We start from the raw sequence: 18,468 nt of genomic DNA, 5'->3' as shown, positions 1-18,468 counted from the left end.
CCAATTCAGAACAAACAATGAATATATGGCAATAATTGACCATATTTACCTTCGTTTTGCAAGTCAGTTAAACGAAGTTGGCGCGGTAACCAGGCATGAGTGATGAAAAATGGCACTTTTGCCTGATCACCGACCAATTGGTGTAGCGAGTGTAATGGTGTCAGGCGGCGGGCGCACAAGCACAGCGCAGAGTCTTGCGAGATGGTTCCGTTGGGGGGCGAGGGGCAAAGCCCTTTAGATCTCCTGGGTGCTCCGGCGGTCTACACTCTGGTTCCCGCTGGCTGATTAAAATGTGAACGATAATATACGTTATGGAACTTATGAAGCTGATTACGCAATGAAAAGCCTCCCTGCAAGAAAGGCTTCTCAGGCGTTAAGGCTATGAGCTTCGAAGCTATGAGAAGCTATGAAAAGACAGCTTGTGTCTGCTTTGCCGTTGGAGCTGCGGGTTCGATCCGTTCGCCCTTGGCGTCGAAGAAATGCATGTCGGCGACGTTGAGGCCGATCACGACGCTTTCGCCCTGGCGTGGGCGGTTATGAACGGAACCATGCAGCAGGATGGCTTGGCCGGATGCAAGCGTGACATAGATCAGCGCTTCGCTGCCGAGATATTCCACCAGCGTTACCTTGCCTTCGGCGGTGATGTCGCCTTCTCCCAGCCGCACGGCTTCCGGGCGGATGCAGACGGTCATGCTGGCATCGGTTTTCGGCAGGTGCGGCAGCGGAAAGTCGGGAAAATCGGCAAGTTTCATCATGCCGCTGCGAGGGTTGGTTTGCGCGGCGATGACGTTGATGCGCGGCGAACCGATAAAGCCTGCGACGAAGAGATTGGCGGGTCTGGTGTAAAGTTCTTCAGGTGTCCCGACCTGTTCGATCTTGCCGGCGCGCATCACCACGATGCGGCTGGCAAGTGTCATGGCTTCCACCTGATCGTGGGTCACGTAGATCATGGTGGTTTTCAGCCTTTCATAGAGCGCTGCCAGTTCCACCCGCATCTGCACGCGCAATTCCGCATCGAGGTTGGAAAGTGGCTCGTCGAAAAGGAAGAGCTTCGGTTCGCGCACGATGGCCCGGCCAATGGCCACGCGCTGCTTCTGCCCGCCTGAAAGCTGCCGGGGCTTGCGTTCCAGAAGTTTTTCCAGTTGCAGGATGCGGGCGGCATCGTTGACGCGCCGGTCGATTTCCTGCTTGTCCATCTTCTGGTTCTGAAGACCGAATGCCAGGTTCTTGCGTACCGACATGTGCGGATAGAGCGCATAGGACTGAAACACCATCGACAGCTCCCGCTTCGAGGCGGGCAGGTCGTTGACGATGCGGCCACCAATGGAAAGCGTTCCGTCAGTGATCTCCTCGATCCCGGCAATCATGCGCAGCAGCGTGGACTTGCCGCAGCCGGATGGGCCGACAAGCACGAGAAACTCACCGTCGCGAATGTCGAGATTGAGATTTTCAATGATCTTCAGCGCCGCATAGGACTTGCCGAGATTACGAAGGGTAAGACCGACCATGGTTCTTTTCCTTATTTCATGCCCGAGGTTGCAATGCCCCGGATGATCAATTTCTGGAAGGCGATGAAGAAGACGACAACCGGTACCAGCGACAGCACGGACATGGCGAACATCTGCCCGAAGCTCGATTGGCCTTCCTGGTCCACGAACAACCGCAGGCCAAGCGGCACGGTGTAATTTTCGATATTGTTCAGATAGATCAGCGGCGCCAGAAAATCTTCCCAGATCCAGATGAAGGAGAAGATCGCGGCCGTTGCCATGGCGGGAATGGAAAGCGGCAGGATAACCACCCAGAAGATCTTGAAGGGCGAGCAACCGTCGATCATCGCCGCCTCGTCCAGCTCACGCGGAATTTGCCGGAAAAACTGCACCATCAGAAAGATGAAGAAACCATCTGCGGCCAGAAAGCGCGGCACCACCAGCGGAAGATAGGTATCGACCCAGCCAAGCTTGAGAAACAGCACATATTGGGGAATGATGACGACGTGATAAGGGATCATCATCGTCATCATCATCAGGCCGAACAGGAAGCTGCGGCCGGTGAATTGCAGGCGGGCAAAGGCATAGGCTGCAAAGGAGCAGGACAGAAGATTGCCGATGACGGAAAGCCCGGTGACGACGATCGAGTTCCAATAGAACACGCTGAAGGATACAGGCAGCGCATTCCACCCCTTGACGTAATTGGACCATTGGAACTGGCTTGGCCACAGCCCAAGCTGGCCGAAAATCTCGTTTTCAGGTTTCAAGGAGGCCGCCACCAGCCAGATCAGCGGATAGAGCATGATGATGGAGAAGACGATGAGGAAGGCGTGCTTTAACAGCCGCCCGCGCCGTTCCCGCGCGTTTTGTCTAAGTTTGTAGGCGTGGGCTGCTTCGGCCTCCCTGGCAAGGGCCAAGCCATCGCCGGTTTCAATCACGTTCGTTTTCATAGTGAACCCAATATTTGGAGGTCGTAAAGGCAATGGCGGTGAACACACCGATGATGAGCAGCAGCACCCAGGCAAGAGCGGAGGCATAGCCCATGCGGAAGAATTTGAAGGCCTCGTTGAAGAGATAGACGGTGTAGAACAGCAGGCTGTCTGCCGGTGCGCCCGTGCCGTGCGAGATGATGAAGGCGGAGGTAAAGGTCTTGAAGGCCTCGATGGTTTGCAGCACCAGATTGAAGAAAACCACCGGCGCCAGCATGGGAAGCGTGATGCGGAAGAATTGCCGCAGTTTCGATGTCCCGTCGATTTCAGCCGCCTCGTAAAGATCACGGGGAATGTTGCGCAGGCCCGCCAGGAAGATCAGCATGGGCGAGCCGAACTGCCACATGGCCAGAAGCACCACGGTGTAGATCGAGGTGGAGGGCGACGTGATCCAGCCTATGCCCTGGATGCCGAAGAGTGCGAGGAACTGGTTGACCACGCCTTCGAGGCCGAACATTTCACGCCACAGGATGGCAATGGCGATGGAGGCTCCAAGCAGCGACGGCAAATAGAAAATTGCCCGATAAACCCCGATGCTGCGCAGGCCCTTGTCCAGCAGCATGGCAACACCAAGCGCCACAGCCAGCCGAAGCGGCACGGCCAGCGCCACATATTCGATGGTGACAGACAGCGCCCGCCAGAAGCGGCGGTCGCGCGTGAACATATATTCGTAATTGCCCAGGCCCAGCCATTGCGGCGGCGTCATCATGTCGTAGCGGGTAAAGCTCAGATAGAGCGAAAACAGGATCGGGCCCAGCGCCAGAAACAGGAAGCCGACAATCCAGGGCGACAAAAAGATATAGCCGGCGGCATTACGCCGCAAAAATCGTTGCATGGAACTTGGACCTTTTCATCTCGGCCCCGCCGGAATTGCCCTCTCGAAGGCGATTGCGGCGGGGGAAACGGGAAACACGATCAGCGCTTGGCGCGGGCAAGAATGTCCTGGGCGTCCTGTATGAACTGGCTTGCCGCCTCATCCGGCTTGATATAACCGAGAACAACGTCGGTGCCGGTGCGCATGAAGCTGTCGCGCACCTCCCCTGCCCCCTTGGGCTTGGGCTTGGGCGTGGGACCGATCTTCGTCTGGATGCCGCTGAAATAGCTGACCACGTTCTTTTCCACCTCGGTCAGCACCGGCTTCAGGGCTTCGCGGCCCTGTTCGCTGGGCGGAATGCCGCGGTCGATGCCGAGCGTACGGATCGCATCCGGATCGGTAATCCAGTTGTTGATATAGGCAATGGCGGTTTCCGGCGCTTTGGCATCGCGGCTCATGGCCAGGAACATGGAGGGCAGCACGTAATGGCCAAAGCCCTTGCCCGGACGCTGCGGCACCATGGCAGCGCCGATGGGATCTTTCACCAGTGCCTGCACCGCCGGAACCTGATTGGCGTAACGGAAGGTCATGGCGGTGGTGCCCTTGACGATGCCCAGATCGTTCATGGGTTTGTCGAGAACGACGGTGGCGTCCTTGCCTTCCACCACGCCCTTTTCGCGCAGATCGGCCCAGAACTGCCAATAGGTGCGAACATCCTCTTCCGTCATGCCCAGCGTGCCATCGGCATTGTAAAGATCGTGACCGGCGGCGCGCACCCAGACCTCGAAATTTTCCAGATAGAGCGAAAGATCTTCGGAGCCGGTCATCTTGCCCTTGGATTTTTCGGTAATGGCGGCGCAGACTTTCGCGAAGTCTTCAGTGGTCCAGGACAGTGGATCGAAGGTGACGCCCGCCTCCTGGAAAGCGCGCATGTTATAGGGTATGGCCTGACTGGTGGAGCCGATATTGATGCCGTACAACTTGCCATCCACCGTGCCGACGGTATTGGCGCCCTTGTCGTAGTGATCGAGCTTCAGATCCTTGCCGATATGCCCATCCAGCGCCTGCAACGCGCCGCGGCCGACATATTCGTGAATGTAGCTGTGGTCCATCTGCACCACGTCTGCCATGTTGCCGCCAGCGGCCTGGGTCGCCATCTTCGTCCAGTAGTCACCCCAGCCGATGGTTTCACCGCTGACCTTGGTGCCGGGATGAGATTTTTCGAACAGCGCGATCACTTCGAAAGTGCGCTTGTCGCGGGAGGGATTGCCCCACCAGAAATGGCGGATATTGCCGGCATTGGCAAATGCCCGGCTGGTCGGCATGAGCGCGAAACCCGCCCCTGCCGCAATGCCCCCCAATGCCTGTCTGCGTGTTATTTTCATGGTTTTCCTCCTCCATAAACCGTGTGCCATGTCCGGGGCGGTGCAGCCTGCCCCTGCGCAAGGCCAAGAGCTGCTGCGCTCCAAGCTTTTGTTTTTGCGCATTTCCGGACGGAAAACGTGACTACGCCTTTCCTGGAAATGCTCTATCCCGTCGTCTTGTCGTTCATGAATGCAGGGGCCTCTCCTTGCCCCCTGCATAAGGCCTGTTTGGCCTATCCGGCGGCCATTGCCGCCCGCATGGCCGGGCATGTTGCCCGGCTAGTCCTCACGTAAAAGGACTGCGCGCCCGTCAGGATCACAGATAGTCGCGCAGAAACTCGCTCAGGCACAGCATCGCCATGGCCTGTCCATAGGGCATGGAGGTCAGGGCAATGTTGCGGTAGAAATCGAGATCGGGTCCCAGCGCCGTGCCGAACGATACCTGCTGCAATTCCCCGTCGGGGCTTATCTTGCCAATCACCGCCTTGACGGCGCGCTCGGCGCAATCGCCGTAATCCTCCGGCAGATAGCCAAGGCGAACCGATTTCATCAAGCCATAGGCAAAGCCTGCCGTTGCCGAGGCTTCGAGATAGCTCGATGGATCGTCCAGCAGGGTATGCCAAAGGCCGGTCTCGTCCTGATAGCGGCGAAGAGATTTTGCCTGACGCGCCAGAATGGACAGAAGATGGCGGCGAACCGGGTCGCTTTCCTTCAAATCGAGAAGATCGATGAATTCCGGGATGGCGATGGTGATCCAGCTGTTGCCGCGTGCCCAGAGCGCCTTGGCGAAATTGTGGTTGCCATCGAAGGTATAGCCGTGGAACCACAAGCCGCTTGGCGCATCGGCAAGATAATGGGCGTGCATGAGAAACTGGTATTTGGCCTCGTCCACATAGTCCGGCCGGTTGAGGATGAGGCCAATCTTGGCCAGCGGCATCACGCTCATCATCAGCGTATCGTCCCACAGCTGCTGCTCGTTATAGCTGTTGTAAACGATGTGCTGGAGGCCGCCCTCCTGCGTTTTCGGCATTTTCCGCATGACCCATTCGGCCCATGTTTCCAGATAGGCCCGCCAGACAGGATTGGGATTTGCCTCGTAAAGATGAGCGAGCGTCAGAAATGGAGCAACCGTGTTGACGTTTTTGGTGGGTACGCCTTCGGCAAAGCGATCGGCAAACCAGGCCTGAATGATGTCCATGGCCTTGGCCGACCCGGTCGTTTCCCAATATTTGTAAAGACCGTAGAGACCGATGCCATGCGTCCACTCCCAGCCTGCCCAGCCCTTGGTGTCGATGACGCGGCCATCTTCAAGGCGCAGCAGAAACTGTCCCGTCTCGTCTTTGATATTGACGAGATTGTCGGTTAGCCGGTCGATCAGCTCGCGAACGCCTTCGCGGGAAATGAAACGCGGCTTCTCGGCCAACGCAGGATGCATTGCAGGTCTCCTCCCTCTGTCGTTCCGGCTACCGAAGATTTTGGATCGGCGTGTTGACTTTTTCGGAACGTCCTTTCATTTTTCTGATGAAACCACACTCTCTGGAAAAGATCAATCGTCAAAATTTCAGTTTGGCAGATTGGAAAAATTCCAGAAATCCAATAGCATAAGGCTAAGTTTCAACTTGGCTCGCATGGAAGTGAAAATAAAAACGGGACGATGTTCCGAAAAAAGGGGAAGGATGACCCATGAATGAAGAGCGCCCAAAAGCGGATAATGCCGCGGCCGTTCTCAAGGTCTTCGCCGTTCTGGAGGCGCTGGTGGAGGACCGCCGCGTGAGCCTTGCGGACATCGCGCAAAAGGCCATGACCTCCAAGACGACCGCCCACCGCCTGATCCAGACCATGGTTGATCTGGGTTATGTGGAACAGGATCCCGAAACCGAACGCTACGGCCTTACCCTCAAGCTCTTCAGCATGGGGGCCAGGACCCTCAGCGAAAGAACGGATCTCCTCAGGGTGGCAGACAAGGTGATGGGACGCCTGTCGCGCAAGACGGGCGAATCCATCAATCTCGGCGTGCTGGATGAATGGGAGCATAAGGTCACTTACATCCACAAATACGATAGCGCTTTTTCGCTTTCCATGCGTTCGACCCTGGGGCTGCGCAATCCCTTGCATTCGACATCCCTTGGCAAGGCGCTGATGGCCTGGCGGGATGAGGAGGAAGTGCTGGTGCATCTGAAGGCCATGGAGATGCAGAAGCTTGCCCCCAATACCATCACGGACCCTGCGGTTTATCTGGAGCAGTTGCGCGTGACGCGCGCGCGCGGCTATGCCGAGGAAATCGAGGAATCGGAGGCAGGCGTGCGCTGCATGGCCACGCCCATTCTCAACCATCTTGGTCAGTCCATTGCCGCAATCAGCGTGGCTTTTCCGCTTTTCCGCTTTCAGGAAACCAGGCTGGAGGAATATATCCAGCTGTTGCGTGAGGCGGGCGAGGCAGCCTCCACGGCCTTCGGTCATGTCGGGCCAATTGCAGGCCGCAGATCTGGCGGAGAATGAGGCGCCATGCCGGTTTTACTGATCTATGGCGATTCGAATACCTACGGCGCCTCCCCCACCTTGGCGGATGGAAGCAATTATCGCTACGGGCCGGATATTCGTTGGCCTGCCCGGTTGGAAAAGGCGCTGGGTGCAGGCTGGCGGGTGATCGATGAAGGTTTGCCGGGACGCACGACCGTACATGACAATCCCATCACCGGCGCACACAAGAACGGGCTGGCCGTCTTGCCGGCCATTCTCGAAAGTCATGCGCCGATCGACATCGTCGCCGTCATGCTGGGCACCAACGATCTCAAGGCGCGGCTCAACCTGCCGGCCGCCGATATTGCCGAGGGTCTGCGACAAATTCTCCGGCGCATCCGCCAGGGCGGATACGGACCTGACGCAGGCCAGCCGCGTCTTCTGGTTCTGGCGCCGGTGCCGATCGATGAGGTGCCGCCGCATGACGAGACGATGGCGGGCGGCGCGGCAAAGTCGCGCCGTCTCGCCAGCCTCTACAAACAGGTCGCGGTCAGTCTGGATGCGGCGTTTTTCGATGCTGGCCTTGTTGCGGAGGTGTCTCCGGTCGATGGAGTCCATCTGACGGAAGAGGGGCATATCGCGCTTGCGAATGCCCTCGTTCCGGTAATCCGGTCAATCCTCGCGTGATACTTCGAGGTTTTCGGCAAGACCGTCTTTGGTTTTGCTTCTGGACATGGGTGAAACCATGGATGGGAGCCAACTCACGCCTTTCGAACGCTGATGATGTAGGCGGCCATTGGAATGATCAGCTTTCCATCTTCATTGTAATGATTGCGAATATCCTTGGCCATGGCTTCACGAATGCGTTCGCGGGCGGTCTCTCCTTCGTGGCGCAACCGCGCACCGGAGCGAACGGAGCTGGTATATTCAGCGCGGAAGAGTTCGTCTTCATCGCGCAGCCGCCAGGGAATGACATGAAGGCATGACTTGGTGGTCTTTGCGGCAAAGCCAGCCTGTTGCAGGATGCGGTGCAATTGCTCCATGTTCAGCAGAAAGTCGTAACTTGGGCCTTCCGGAACGCAATTGGGCTCCTGCGCGAAACGATCAAGCGCCTGTTCCAGGATCAGGCTTGCCGCATTGCGGGCGCTTTCCGCCCAAACGGTAAAGGAGAGCATTCCATGCGGCTTCAGCACGCGGGCGATTTCCCGAAAGGCGGCGGCTGGATCATCGAAGTGCTGAAAGCCAAAATTCGATATGGCGAAATCGAATTCACCATCGTTGAAAGGCAGGCTTTTCACATCGGCGATCTCGAACTGCGCTTTGGGAACATTCTGCCGGGCCGAGGCAATCATGTTTGCCGAAAAATCCACGCCCGTCACCTTTGCCCCGCGCTGAAGGGCAAGCCGGGCCGCATAGCCCGGTCCGGTCGCAACATCCATCAGCCGAAGCCCTTCCAGATCGGGAAGGGCATTGAGAATGGCGGGCGCAAAGGCGCTGGTGACATGGCCCCAGCTTCCGTCATAGGCGGAGGAAAGCTTTTCCCAACCATGACGCTCAAATTCAGCGAAGCTCTGGAGTTCGAAGGAAAAGAAATCGTTCATTCCGTTCATCCTGTCATCGTTTGCGAAAGGTAGCCTTCGCCCGTGTCATAAGTCATGGTCAAAACCAGCCGCTCCGGGTGCCGGATGGCCAGATCATGGGCTACGAGATAATTGGCACCGCCTGTCGGTCCCGGATAAATGCCGCAGTGCCGCGCCATCATCCTTTGCCCCTCGCCTGCCTGCTGGTCGGTAATCGGCGCAAAGGCATCGACTTTGGCGAGATCGAGAAAGGGAGGCCTGACACCGACGGCTGCCCCCTGCTGTCCATGGCTGCCGAAAGTCCCTTCCAAAAAGGAACAGTTTTCCGGCTCGATCACCACCAGTTCGAATTTTTTGAAATGGGGCCGGAAAACGCTTTCCAGCGCCGCCGCATGGGCGCCGGTGCCAGCGCCCACCACAAGCGTCACGCCATCGAAGCGATCGGCATCGCGGTCAAGCTGGGCAATGATTTCGGGGCCTGTTTCTTCGATATGTGCCTGAAAATTGGCGTCATTGGCGAATTGGTCGGTGAAGAAATATCGACTCCCCTGCTCTTCCAGAAGGGTGGCGATGACCTGCTTTGGCTGTTTGCCCTCATGGAGTAAATCCACACCCACGAGGCGTGCGCCGAACTCCTCGCAAAGCCGCCTTTTGACGGGAGAAAAGGACAGGCCGATCACCAGATCCACGCCAATCCCGAGCTTCATGGCTTCGAAGGCCAGTCCTATGCCGAAATTGCCGCCACTTTTTTCAAGGATCCGGCGGATGCCGCCAGGCTTGAGTTCCCCCTCGGCAATGGCCTTGCGGAGAATGTGGCGGGCTGCCCTCGCCTTGTGGCTCCCGGCCGGGTTCATATGCTCCAGCTTGACCCGGAGATTGGCGCGAGGCGAGATCATGGGGGTTGCGCGAGGCATTATTCCGCCCCCCCTACTCCGGCCAGAGCCGATATGGCCGCTGCCGTCATCCAGACTGGCGGCTCTGTTGCCCGCAAAAGCCGCGTTCCGGGGGCGGCGTCATGCAATACGGTAACATCCGGCCCGATGAAGCAGTCATCGCCAATCGTCACCGGCCCGAAAATCCGCACCTTCGCGCAAATCTGCACCCGGTTGCCAATCGACGGATGACGCTTGCCCTCAGAGGCATTCGAGACGGTGCGGGCGCCAAGAATGACATCATTGAGGATGTAGCAGTCATTGCCAATCACGGTTGTCTGGCCGATCACCACGCCCCATCCATGATCGATGACGAAGCGACGGCCGATTTGCGCTTCGGGATGAATGTCTATTCCGGTCTGGCTGCGGGCGTAAAAGCTCAAACGCATGGCGTTTTCCTGTGCCGAGGGCGTTTGCTCTGCGATCAGGCGGTGGGCGATGCGATAGGCGAGAACGGCGAAAAAGGTGGAATGGGGCGATGCAATGCAGGAAACAGGCTTGTGGCGGATGCTTGGATCTTGCCTGTGATAAGCCTCAAGGTCTTCAAGGGCCAGCGGAAGAATATCTTTGATAATACTGTCCCTGTGCCAAGGTAAAATCGTTTCGCATGGACAGTCGAGTGCGATGGCGGCAAGGCGCAGAACATAATCCCGCGCATGGAAATTGCGCGCGTCATTCTGATTGATTGCGTTTATGTCATCCTTATTGAAAGAGTAATAGGTTTCCACTTCGCGCCATCCTCTTTAAACCAATTGTTTATGAGAGGCATGAACCTAATTCACGTTTGACGGCCGGAGATAGGAAGAAACTGCGGTTGAAAAAATCGTAAACCGCTTGCCGTTTATTTGAGAATATGTCTCAACGATCAATTAGGAAATGCAGAAATAGGGCGACTGGGCTTGGTGCAAGCTGAACTGTTTTCGGCAGAAAAACCCAAGATAGAATAAAATTCCGGGACAACTTATTGCTGGGTGGCTTATCAATATGCTATCCAGAGTTATAGCTAAAAGTAAAAGTTACCGGAAGTTGTATGAGGTTGACGCTATCGTTCGGTGCGCGTTCGGCGTCTGGTTAGAGCATAATCTGACCGGAGTGAAACGCGGATCGACAAGATTATGGTTCAAAAAGAAAAGGTTAGAGCGCCGATCTGATGCAGTCAGATCGAAAAGCGCTCTAAAAACTTTCCGACGCCCGCAGACGCGAAAATTCGCCTTGCCCGAAGGGTTGAACCGGATGGGCCGCCTGATTGCGAACAATGCTCGACAAGGGCTCACGGCCTTGCCTTACGCTTGTTCGCCGCCACGCAATCCCATCTCGTTCAACAGAACACCCATCCTGATTGAGTTTTGATCCTAATCCGTCTCGCCGAAGCCAAATTCAGATCCGGAAGGCTCCAGGCGCAAGCAAAGGGGATTCAAGATACGCATGGCAAACAGTGACACGATCCAGTTGTGGCATGATCGGCATCTTCTCGGCGGAACGGATGTGTTGAAAGCGCGGTGTCAAAGTTACCGCTATGCGCCTCATGCCCATGACTTTTTTGTAGTGGCCGCCTTTAGCGGCGGGGCGCAGAAACACAGGATCGCTCATATGCATGGGGTTGCCCTGCCCGGAAGCGTCATGATTATTCCGCCCGGCGAGGTGCATACCGGTGAAAGTGCGGCAAGGGATGTGAGCTGGTCCTATTCGGCCTTTTATCCAAGTGCCGCGAGCCTCGAACGCCTGGCCGAGGGGCTATACGGAACTGCGCGGGGGTCGCTGGACTTTGGCACGTCTTTTCTGATCGAAGATCGGGAAATGGCGCAGCGGCTCGTCGCGGCTGCGGATGTTGCCGCCAGTTGCCCTGATTTGGTCGGTCGGCAGGAGGCGGTGCTCGGGGCCTTTGAAATGCTGATCCGCCGATATGGTCGGCGCGCGCATTTTTCTCACATTTCCTCACCGCCTAAGGCGCCCATTCAACGAAGCCTCGATTATATTCGTGAGCAATTGGCGGAGCGTTTGTCGATAGAGGAGATAGCTGGTCAATCCGGTTTGAGCGAATTTCATTTCATGCGTCTGTTCAAACAACAGACGGGGATGACCGTGCATCAATATGTGAACAATCTGCGGCTGGAGGCGGCAAAAGCCATGCTGGTCGAGGGAATGCCCGCCGCCTGTGTTGCCGCGAATGTCGGCTTTTACGACCAGAGCCATTTCATCGGCCATTTTCGCAAGGCCTTCGGGCTGACGCCAAATCGCTATGCTAGCGCTTGCCGTTGAAACCAAGGCACCGGCCTGAACGGATCAGGCCGGTGTTTTTTAAATCAATAGGATGTGGTTGGGCCTCAGGCCTTTGCCACGCCTGCCTTGATGAAGTCGATGCTCTCGCGCAGTGCACCTTCGGGGTCTGCCGCAGCATGGACTTCCTCGGCGAAGGGCTCGAAGGAGAACGGACCTTCATAGCCAGCCGCCAGCAGTGCCTTGACCTGGGGAATGTTTTCCAGGCGGTCGGCGCCATCCACGAGAACGCGGTGAGCGTCCAGCATGGCGTCTACCGTAACGGCCGGATCCGTCACGCCGGAAACGTGAACGAGCCCCGTCCATTCGGGATAGAACTCGGTTTCGCCTGCGAGATGATGGTGGAACGTGTCATGCATGAGCTTGTACACGCCCTCGCCGCCGGCTGCCTTGATGGCATCGATTGCCACGGACTTCTTGCGAAGCGAGGAAATCGGGAAGCCGAGCGGCTCTACCAGACCGATAATGCCGTTCTCTTCGAGGATGGGCTTCATGGCCTTCAGCGCGGCAACGACGTCTTCGAAGGAAACCGGCGTGCCGTCGTTGAGCGGGCACATGACCAGAGCCTTGGCGCCGCAGGCCTTGGCATAGGCTGCCATGCGCTTGGCACGCTCCGGCAGATCGCCGGACCAGACGTTGAACGGGTAAAGCGCATTGATCGAGAGGATCGTGACGCCGTGACGGGCGGCAGCCTCGCGAACGGCAGCAGGATCGACCGTGCCCATGACGTCCGGCAGATCGTTGCGGATTTCGACTTCGGTCGAACCCAAACGGCGGGTCATCGCGAAGAAATCGTCCACCGAAAGGCGCGGCGCGGCGATGTGGTTGATTGCAAAACGCATTTCAGCAAACCTCAGTTGTAAAGGGCCGGACGTTCCGGCAGGGAGATCGGAACGATCTGGCCGGTCTTTTCCTGAGCTTCGACGCAGGCATCCGAGGTGATGGCGGCAACATAACCGTCCCAGCTCGAAGGACCGGCAGCCGTACCTTTCTGGGCGGCAGCGATGAAGTCGGCCAGTTCCACGTCATAGCTGTCGATGAAGCGATCCTTCCAGTCGGTAAGGATGGCGTTTTGCAGCTTCGCGCCCTTGCGCATGACGATGGACATCGGCTCCGGCAGGTTTGCGAGACCTTCTTCGCCGACAACCTGGCACTGGATGTCATAGCCGTAACGGCAATTTACAAAGACTTCCACGTCGATGCGGACGCCCTTCTTGGTTTCCAGAAGGACGATCTGCGGATCGGCAAGCTTCGCATGGCTGTAGCTGGACTTGCGCGGGAAAACGACCTGGGCGGAAACGTAATCGTCGTTGAGCAGCCAGCGCAGCACGTCGATTTCGTGGATCAGCGTGTCGTGGATTGCCATCGGCGTGACATACTGTTCCGGAACCGAAGGGTTGCGGTGGGCAGCGTGGATCATCAGAGGCGTGCCGATTTCTTCGTCCACGGCCTTTTTCAGCAGGCGGTAGCCTGCATCGTAACGGCGCATGAAGCCAACCTGAACGAGGCGCTTGCCATGGGCAACTTCGGCATCGACGATGCGCTTTGCGCCAGCGGCAGTGGTGGCCAGCGGCTTTTCGCAGAAGCAGGGCTTGCCGGCCGCGATCGCAGCCAGAACATACTGCTCATGCGTTGCGCCCCACGATGTCACCAGAATGGCATCGACGTCGTCGGCTGCAATCAGTTCTTCGCCGGTGGCATAGATGCGGGCGTCCGGGGCGAGATCTGCCTGAACGGCCTTTGCGCCTTCCAGGTTAACGTCGCTGAAGGCGACGATCTTGGCGCCGGAGAGGACCTGCTGGATGCGGCGCGTGTGGTCGCGGCCGATCATACCCGTGCCAATCACACCAATTCTCACTGTCATTTGCTTTTCCTTACTTGAAATAGCGATCGATGTAGCGCTGCATTTCGGAGCGCATGAACTTGCCGGACTGGTCTGCCTTGTCTTCCCAGGCAAAGACGCAAGCCGTCATGATGCCGTCGAAACCGATTTCGGCGAGCGTGCCGAAGAAATCGTCCCACGGAACTTCGCCCTGGCCGATGTTGAGGTGCTGGTGAACGCGCGCCTGCGTGCCGGGGGGATTGAGGATGTAACGCAGCCCGGAAGAGGCCTTGTGATTGAAGGTGTCGCCGACATGCACGTGAGCAAGCACATCTTTCGCTTCGCGCAGCATGGCCTTGGTATCGTCGCCGAAATAGAAGGTGTGCGGCGCGCAATAGAGGAATTTCACGTTTTTGGAGTTGACCGTGCGGATGATGTCCAGCGCCGGTTGCAGCGTCTCGCACCAGTCTTCCGGATGTGGCTCGACATTGAGCTGAATGCCTTCGCGTTCGAAGATCGGCACGAGTTCTTCCATCGAGCGCCACCAGGCGTCCTCGCAGGCCTCGATCATCGAGCCGGTATGGCAGCAGTAGCAGGAGCCCTTGTCAGGGTGCGGACCGCGGCCGAATTCGGAATTCATGGTATCGACTTCGAGTTCGACACAGATTTCGATGGCGCGCTTCCAGTGCTTTACGGCCGCCTTGCGCTCCGTCTCGTCATTGGATGCCCAGCGATACATGGGCAGCAGCGAAGCGATTTTCACATTTTCAGCTGCCAGAGCCTGCTTGAAGGACTTGATGCGGGCCGGAAAAACGCGCGGCGCCTTGAACCACTCGAGAAAATCACCGCGAGGGCTCATTTCGATCCAGTCGTAGCCAAGCTCACGCACCTTGCGGGGCAGTTCCTCAAGGCTCAAATGGCGATGCATGAAAGGGTCGATTGCAATTTTCATCATTCATCCTCGGAGAGATGGGACACGCCTGTCTTTAAAGACGAACGCGCGATCCGCGTCATGAGTCTCGGACGACTCATCGCCTGTTTTCGGCAGGGCTCGATAAAATCCGGGCCAACGGTGAGCCGTGCCCGGTGATTGTCAACGTCATGCGCCGGATCATGCCGGCGTGGAAGAAGGGCGAGATCAGCCTGCACGCTGCCCCCGCCCCTCCCGGGAGGATCAGTTCTTGACCACGTACTTCTTGGCGTTATCCGGCGTTACCAGTTCGAAGGGAACGTAAACCTTCTTGTCAACCTTCTCACCCTTGGCGAGCTTGAGGGCTGCATCGAGCGAGCCGCGGCCCTGGCCGGCAGCGTTCTGGAAAACGGTGACGTCGAGGTCGCCGGCCTGCATGGCTGCAAGAGCGTCCTGCGTGCCGTCGATACCGGCGATCACGTAGTCCTTCATGTTCTTGCCGGCAGCCTTGAGCGACTGGATGGCGCCAATGGCCATTTCGTCGTTGTTGGCGATGACGGCGTTGAACTTGACGTCGCTGGAGAGCCAGTTGGTCATCAGGTCGGCGCCCTGGGTACGCGACCAGTTTGCGGTTTGCTCTTCAACGATCTTGATGAAGGAGCATTCCGGCGTGGCGATCACGTCCTTGATGTCCTGGGTGCGAACGCGGGCAGCCTGGTTGGAGAGCTCGCCCATCATGACGACGGCGCTTGCTTCCTTGGCGCCGCTTGCCTTCAGAAGGCGGCAGACTTCCTTGGTCTGGAGCGTGCCGGACTGCTTTTCGTCGGATGCGACGAAAGCCTGCTTGTCGGGAAGGCTGTCAACGTTGACCGGCTGGCGGTTCACGTAAACCAGCGGAATGCCGGCATCTGCTGCGAGCTTCGAAATGGCGGCCGTCGCGTCGGTATCAACCGGGTTCACGATGATGGCGTCCACGTTGGAAGCGATGAAGTTCTGGATCTGGCTCTGCTGCTTTGCCACGTCGTTCTGGGCGTCTTCGATTTGAAGCGTTACGCCCTTCTGCGTCTTGGCGTAATCCTGCATACCGGTGCGCAGAACCGTGAGGAAGTTGTCGTCGAACAGCGCCATGGAAACGCCGACGTTTTCGGCGTGAGCGGCAGAAGCGACGAAGCTCACGCTAGCGCAAGCAGCCAACAGAAATTTTCTCATAAATAGTCCTCCCTTGAGTAGTCGGTGTCATGGAACCGGCGTCCGGAGGGCGAACGCGGAGTTTGATCCGCACGCCTCCCGACAAACCGGAACGGTGGCCTCCCGTGACGACCGTCCGGGACACAAGATCGTCAAACACGCGGTCACAGTCAACGAAAAAGAGGAAGCGATACCCCATCAAGCATGAAAGAAAACGATCAACTTGTAATGATAGAAAGACATCATGCCCTCACAGGCTTTCGGGCACCCAGATTTGCGGGGGCAGAAACCGCTGTCCGGGCGTGTCCGACATGCCTTGCTCGATGGTGTTGACCATCATCGAAACAAGGTCGGCGCATAATTCCCGCAGCGGGGTCTGCAAGACGCAGGAGATGGTGCGGTCGAGCAGGGCCTGGCGGGAGTCCGGCGTCAATTCGTTGACGAGGGTGACGATCCCCCTGCCCTCGCCTGCTTCGCGAAGGGCTTCGATTGCGCCTTCCATGCCGCCGCCCACGCAATAGACACCCACGAGGTTTTCATGCCGGGAAAGCGCGCTGAGCAAAGCTTCATAGGTCAGGCGGCGTGTTTCCAGGTTGACGAGGGCGTCGAGAACCTCGAAATCGGGGGCATATTCGCGCATATAGCTGCGAAATCCGGTTTCGCGCAGCGCGTGACCGTGGAAACGGTGCCCGCCGACAAACAGGATGACCTTTCCCGGACGTCTTGCCAGATGCGAGATCAGCCAGGCTGCGGTTCGTCCGGCCTTGAGGTTGTTGGCGCCGATATAGGCCTCCCGCACGCCCTGGGCAAAATCCGAGAGCAATGAAAAAGTTGGAATTCCACGGCTTTTCAGCTCCGTTACGGCCGAGGTCACGTCGTGGTGATCCGGGCCGGTGGCGGCCACCGCCTGGACCTTGCCCTGCATGGCCATCAGAAGATCGGCCATTTCCGTTGGTTCGGCGGTCTGGGCAAACTGGACGTGGAGGCGCAGGCGGCACTTGCGCGCCGTGTTTGCCGCTTCCTCGATTTCGCTGGCAAAGGATTGATAGAAGGAGTGCCTCTCCTTGCGCAGGATGACGCCGAGCCGGTATTCCGGCAGGTCGGAAAACAATCGCTGGCGAATGAGATTGGTGCCGTGGTAGCCGATTTTTTCCGCCGCCTCATAGACCTTGCGGGATGTTTCCTCCCGCACCGGCAGGCGTCCGCTCAGCACGCGGTCAACCGTCGCGACGGAAACGCCGGCAGCGCGCGCGAGATCGGCAATGGTAGGGCGACGCATGGGTTTCCTCCGAATTTATGATTTTATGGATGATATACTTCATCAGGCCTGCAATGATTTCAATCAGGCTGACAGGCCGTCTGCGCAAAAGAATTGATTTTTGCCAGCGACTGAAAGCTGAATGAAAGCTCGGCCTGTTAATGCTTCGTTCAGGCATCGGCAGGGAAAGCGCTACGGAGGGCGCGAACCGATGCCGCCTGAGGGAGGAATTCATGCAGTTTCATTGCATCGCAAAGCGCATTCTATCTGTTTCCGGTCTTGCCGTTGCCGCGCTTTTAAGCACGAGCGCCCTTGCCGGAGCTGCCGAAAAAATCACCATCATGGTCGGCGGTTATGAAAAGCAGATCTATCTTCCGGCAAAGCTCACCGAAAGCCTTGGATATTTCAAGGAAGAGGGTCTCGACGTCGAACTCCTCAACGAGGCGGCGGGCGTCGATGCCGAAAACCAGCTTCTGGCGGGTGCGGTTCACGGCGTCGTCGGTTTTTACGATCACTGTGTCGATCTTCAGGCCAAGGGCAAGTTCGTGCAATCGGTGGTTCAGTTCAGCCAGGCGCCCGGCGAAGTCGAGCTTGTCTCCAGCAAATATCCGGACGTCACGTCCTTCAAGGATCTGAAGGGCAAGAGCCTTGGTGTGACGGGGCTTGGCTCCTCCACCAATTTCCTCACGCTGTTCATGGCATCCAAGGGCGGCCTTGGTCCCGGTGAGGTGGTGACGGTTCCGGTTGGCGCGGGAGGCACCTTCATCGCGGCCATGCAGCAGGACCATATCCAGGCGGGCATGACAACCGAGCCGACGATCTCGCGCATGTTGAAGACCGGCGAAGCCCGCGTGCTGGTTGATCTCAGAACGGTGGAGAAGACCCGCGAGGCGCTGGGCGGCACCTATCCGGCGGCATCTCTCTATATGGAGACGGCCTGGGTCCAGAGCCATAAGGAAGAAGTCCAGAAACTTGCCAATGCTTTCGTCAAGACGCTGAAATATATCAATACTCACAGCGCCGCCGAGATTGCCGAGCAGATGCCGAAGGATTTCTACGTCGGCGACAAGGAAGGCTATATCAAGGCGCTTGAAGCGGGCAAGGGCATGTTCACGCCGGATGGCGTCATGCCGGAAGACGGTCCGAAGACGGTTCTGGCCGTGCTTTCCGAGTTTTCCAAGAATGTCAAAGGCAAGAAGATCGATCTGGCCAAGACCTATACGACCGAATTCGTGATAAACGCGAAGTAACGACTGACGAAGACGGCCGCAATTTCATGCCGAGTGGTCGGGCATGAGGCGGCCGCGCTTGCCTTTATGCCTTTTTCTCATAAAGCCGCTTTCGGCATTGTGCTGGAAGCCATCCATGTTCGGCCTTTCACCGAAAG

The 18,468-nt window shown here is 57.6% G+C and carries 18 protein-coding genes; 5 read left to right on the top strand and 13 right to left on the bottom strand.

Annotation, left to right across the window (positions count from 1 at the left end; genetic code table 11):
• Positions 1 to 404: 404 nt before the first annotated feature.
• The 4 genes from T424_RS0108715 to T424_RS0108700 form a co-directional block, all read right to left on the bottom strand.
• The gene (locus T424_RS0108715; RefSeq protein WP_027487382.1) at positions 405 to 1,508 is read right to left on the bottom strand and encodes an ABC transporter ATP-binding protein; all 1,104 of its coding nucleotides are present in this window, start codon (positions 1,506 to 1,508) and stop codon (positions 405 to 407) included.
• 11 nt (positions 1,509 to 1,519) lie between these two features.
• Complete coding sequence (locus T424_RS0108710; protein ID WP_245269498.1) at positions 1,520 to 2,290, bottom strand: carbohydrate ABC transporter permease; 771 nt, start codon at positions 2,288 to 2,290, stop codon at positions 1,520 to 1,522.
• A 127-nt stretch (positions 2,291 to 2,417) separates the two neighbouring features.
• On the bottom strand, positions 2,418 to 3,311 hold the full coding sequence (locus T424_RS0108705; RefSeq protein ID WP_027487380.1) for a carbohydrate ABC transporter permease: 894 nt from the start codon (positions 3,309 to 3,311) through the stop codon (positions 2,418 to 2,420).
• 80 nt (positions 3,312 to 3,391) lie between these two features.
• Positions 3,392 to 4,675: an ABC transporter substrate-binding protein gene (locus T424_RS0108700; protein WP_027487379.1), complete on the bottom strand. Its 1,284-nt coding sequence runs from the start codon at positions 4,673 to 4,675 to the stop codon at positions 3,392 to 3,394.
• A 117-nt stretch (positions 4,676 to 4,792) separates the two neighbouring features.
• On the opposite strand from T424_RS0108700, the gene T424_RS22505 reads away from it, so the two are divergent.
• Positions 4,793 to 4,948, top strand: a complete 156-nt coding sequence (locus T424_RS22505; protein ID WP_154664859.1) for a hypothetical protein — start codon at positions 4,793 to 4,795, stop codon at positions 4,946 to 4,948.
• A 22-nt stretch (positions 4,949 to 4,970) separates the two neighbouring features.
• Here the strand turns inward: T424_RS22505 and bglB are convergent, their stop codons facing one another.
• On the bottom strand, positions 4,971 to 6,089 hold the full coding sequence (gene bglB / locus T424_RS0108690) for a beta-galactosidase BglB (RefSeq protein WP_027487378.1): 1,119 nt from the start codon (positions 6,087 to 6,089) through the stop codon (positions 4,971 to 4,973).
• Between the two features lie 248 nt (positions 6,090 to 6,337).
• On the opposite strand from bglB, the gene T424_RS0108685 reads away from it, so the two are divergent.
• A complete protein-coding gene (locus T424_RS0108685; RefSeq protein WP_027487377.1) occupies positions 6,338 to 7,153 on the top strand; it encodes an IclR family transcriptional regulator domain-containing protein in 816 nt (271 codons plus the stop codon).
• Positions 7,154 to 7,159: 6 nt separating this feature from the next.
• On the top strand, positions 7,160 to 7,801 hold the full coding sequence (locus tag T424_RS0108680; protein ID WP_027487376.1) for an SGNH/GDSL hydrolase family protein: 642 nt from the start codon (positions 7,160 to 7,162) through the stop codon (positions 7,799 to 7,801).
• A gap of 74 nt (positions 7,802 to 7,875) precedes the next feature.
• Here T424_RS0108680 and T424_RS0108675 read toward each other — a convergent pair whose 3' ends face one another.
• From T424_RS0108675 to T424_RS20570, 3 genes are read right to left on the bottom strand one after another with little or no spacing between them, the layout of a single operon-like run.
• Positions 7,876 to 8,715, bottom strand: coding sequence for a class I SAM-dependent methyltransferase (locus T424_RS0108675; protein ID WP_161712554.1), 840 nt, complete (start codon positions 8,713 to 8,715; stop codon positions 7,876 to 7,878).
• Between the two features lie 5 nt (positions 8,716 to 8,720).
• Positions 8,721 to 9,608 (bottom strand): PLP-dependent cysteine synthase family protein, encoded by an 888-nt coding sequence (locus tag T424_RS20575; protein WP_084268445.1) that lies wholly within the window; start codon positions 9,606 to 9,608, stop codon positions 8,721 to 8,723.
• A complete protein-coding gene (locus tag T424_RS20570) occupies positions 9,608 to 10,354 on the bottom strand; it encodes a serine O-acetyltransferase (protein WP_051558882.1) in 747 nt (248 codons plus the stop codon). The genes T424_RS20575 and T424_RS20570 overlap by 1 nt, the downstream gene beginning before the upstream one ends.
• A gap of 697 nt (positions 10,355 to 11,051) precedes the next feature.
• Between T424_RS20570 and T424_RS0108660 the strand changes: the two genes are divergently transcribed.
• Positions 11,052 to 11,885, top strand: a complete 834-nt coding sequence (locus T424_RS0108660) for an AraC family transcriptional regulator (protein ID WP_027487374.1) — start codon at positions 11,052 to 11,054, stop codon at positions 11,883 to 11,885.
• A gap of 65 nt (positions 11,886 to 11,950) precedes the next feature.
• On the opposite strand, the gene T424_RS0108655 is transcribed toward T424_RS0108660, so the two are convergent.
• The 5 genes from T424_RS0108655 to T424_RS0108635 all read right to left on the bottom strand — a co-directional run bounded on the left by T424_RS0108655 (position 11,951) and on the right by T424_RS0108635 (position 17,102).
• Positions 11,951 to 12,745, bottom strand: coding sequence for a TIM barrel protein (locus tag T424_RS0108655; RefSeq protein WP_027487373.1), 795 nt, complete (start codon positions 12,743 to 12,745; stop codon positions 11,951 to 11,953).
• An 11-nt stretch (positions 12,746 to 12,756) separates the two neighbouring features.
• Complete coding sequence (locus T424_RS0108650; RefSeq protein WP_027487372.1) at positions 12,757 to 13,767, bottom strand: Gfo/Idh/MocA family protein; 1,011 nt, start codon at positions 13,765 to 13,767, stop codon at positions 12,757 to 12,759.
• Positions 13,768 to 13,777: 10 nt separating this feature from the next.
• Positions 13,778 to 14,677 (bottom strand): sugar phosphate isomerase/epimerase family protein, encoded by a 900-nt coding sequence (locus T424_RS0108645; RefSeq protein WP_027487371.1) that lies wholly within the window; start codon positions 14,675 to 14,677, stop codon positions 13,778 to 13,780.
• 222 nt (positions 14,678 to 14,899) lie between these two features.
• Positions 14,900 to 15,844, bottom strand: a complete 945-nt coding sequence (locus tag T424_RS0108640) for a sugar ABC transporter substrate-binding protein (RefSeq protein WP_027487370.1) — start codon at positions 15,842 to 15,844, stop codon at positions 14,900 to 14,902.
• Positions 15,845 to 16,073: 229 nt separating this feature from the next.
• Positions 16,074 to 17,102, bottom strand: a complete 1,029-nt coding sequence (locus T424_RS0108635) for a LacI family DNA-binding transcriptional regulator (RefSeq protein ID WP_027487369.1) — start codon at positions 17,100 to 17,102, stop codon at positions 16,074 to 16,076.
• A gap of 197 nt (positions 17,103 to 17,299) precedes the next feature.
• On the opposite strand from T424_RS0108635, the gene T424_RS0108630 reads away from it, so the two are divergent.
• Positions 17,300 to 18,331 (top strand): ABC transporter substrate-binding protein, encoded by a 1,032-nt coding sequence (locus tag T424_RS0108630; RefSeq protein ID WP_407921388.1) that lies wholly within the window; start codon positions 17,300 to 17,302, stop codon positions 18,329 to 18,331.
• The last annotated feature ends 137 nt before the right edge of the window (positions 18,332 to 18,468 follow it).

Source organism: Allorhizobium undicola ORS 992 = ATCC 700741, assembly GCF_000621665.1.
Taxonomy (GTDB): Bacteria; Pseudomonadota; Alphaproteobacteria; order Rhizobiales; family Rhizobiaceae; genus Allorhizobium; species Allorhizobium undicola.
This window is presented reverse-complemented; position numbering and strand designations above follow the sequence as displayed.

Excerpts from the sequence above, each read along its gene's own strand:
- T424_RS0108715 (WP_027487382.1), bottom strand. The coding sequence starts at position 1,508 with ATGGTCGGTCTTACCCTTCGTAATCTCGGCAAGTCCTATGCGGCGCTG.
- T424_RS0108710 (WP_245269498.1), bottom strand. The coding sequence starts at position 2,290 with ATGCTCTATCCGCTGATCTGGCTGGTGGCGGCCTCCTTGAAACCTGAA.
- T424_RS0108705 (WP_027487380.1), bottom strand. The coding sequence starts at position 3,311 with ATGCAACGATTTTTGCGGCGTAATGCCGCCGGCTATATCTTTTTGTCG.
- T424_RS0108700 (WP_027487379.1), bottom strand. The coding sequence starts at position 4,675 with ATGAAAATAACACGCAGACAGGCATTGGGGGGCATTGCGGCAGGGGCG.
- bglB (WP_027487378.1), bottom strand. The coding sequence starts at position 6,089 with ATGCATCCTGCGTTGGCCGAGAAGCCGCGTTTCATTTCCCGCGAAGGC.
- T424_RS0108685 (WP_027487377.1), top strand. The coding sequence starts at position 6,338 with ATGAATGAAGAGCGCCCAAAAGCGGATAATGCCGCGGCCGTTCTCAAG.
- T424_RS0108680 (WP_027487376.1), top strand. The coding sequence starts at position 7,160 with ATGCCGGTTTTACTGATCTATGGCGATTCGAATACCTACGGCGCCTCC.
- T424_RS0108675 (WP_161712554.1), bottom strand. The coding sequence starts at position 8,715 with ATGAACGATTTCTTTTCCTTCGAACTCCAGAGCTTCGCTGAATTTGAG.
- T424_RS20575 (WP_084268445.1), bottom strand. The coding sequence starts at position 9,608 with ATGCCTCGCGCAACCCCCATGATCTCGCCTCGCGCCAATCTCCGGGTC.
- T424_RS0108660 (WP_027487374.1), top strand. The coding sequence starts at position 11,052 with ATGGCAAACAGTGACACGATCCAGTTGTGGCATGATCGGCATCTTCTC.
- T424_RS0108655 (WP_027487373.1), bottom strand. The coding sequence starts at position 12,745 with ATGCGTTTTGCAATCAACCACATCGCCGCGCCGCGCCTTTCGGTGGAC.
- T424_RS0108650 (WP_027487372.1), bottom strand. The coding sequence starts at position 13,767 with ATGACAGTGAGAATTGGTGTGATTGGCACGGGTATGATCGGCCGCGAC.
- T424_RS0108645 (WP_027487371.1), bottom strand. The coding sequence starts at position 14,677 with ATGAAAATTGCAATCGACCCTTTCATGCATCGCCATTTGAGCCTTGAG.
- T424_RS0108640 (WP_027487370.1), bottom strand. The coding sequence starts at position 15,844 with ATGAGAAAATTTCTGTTGGCTGCTTGCGCTAGCGTGAGCTTCGTCGCT.
- T424_RS0108635 (WP_027487369.1), bottom strand. The coding sequence starts at position 17,102 with ATGCGTCGCCCTACCATTGCCGATCTCGCGCGCGCTGCCGGCGTTTCC.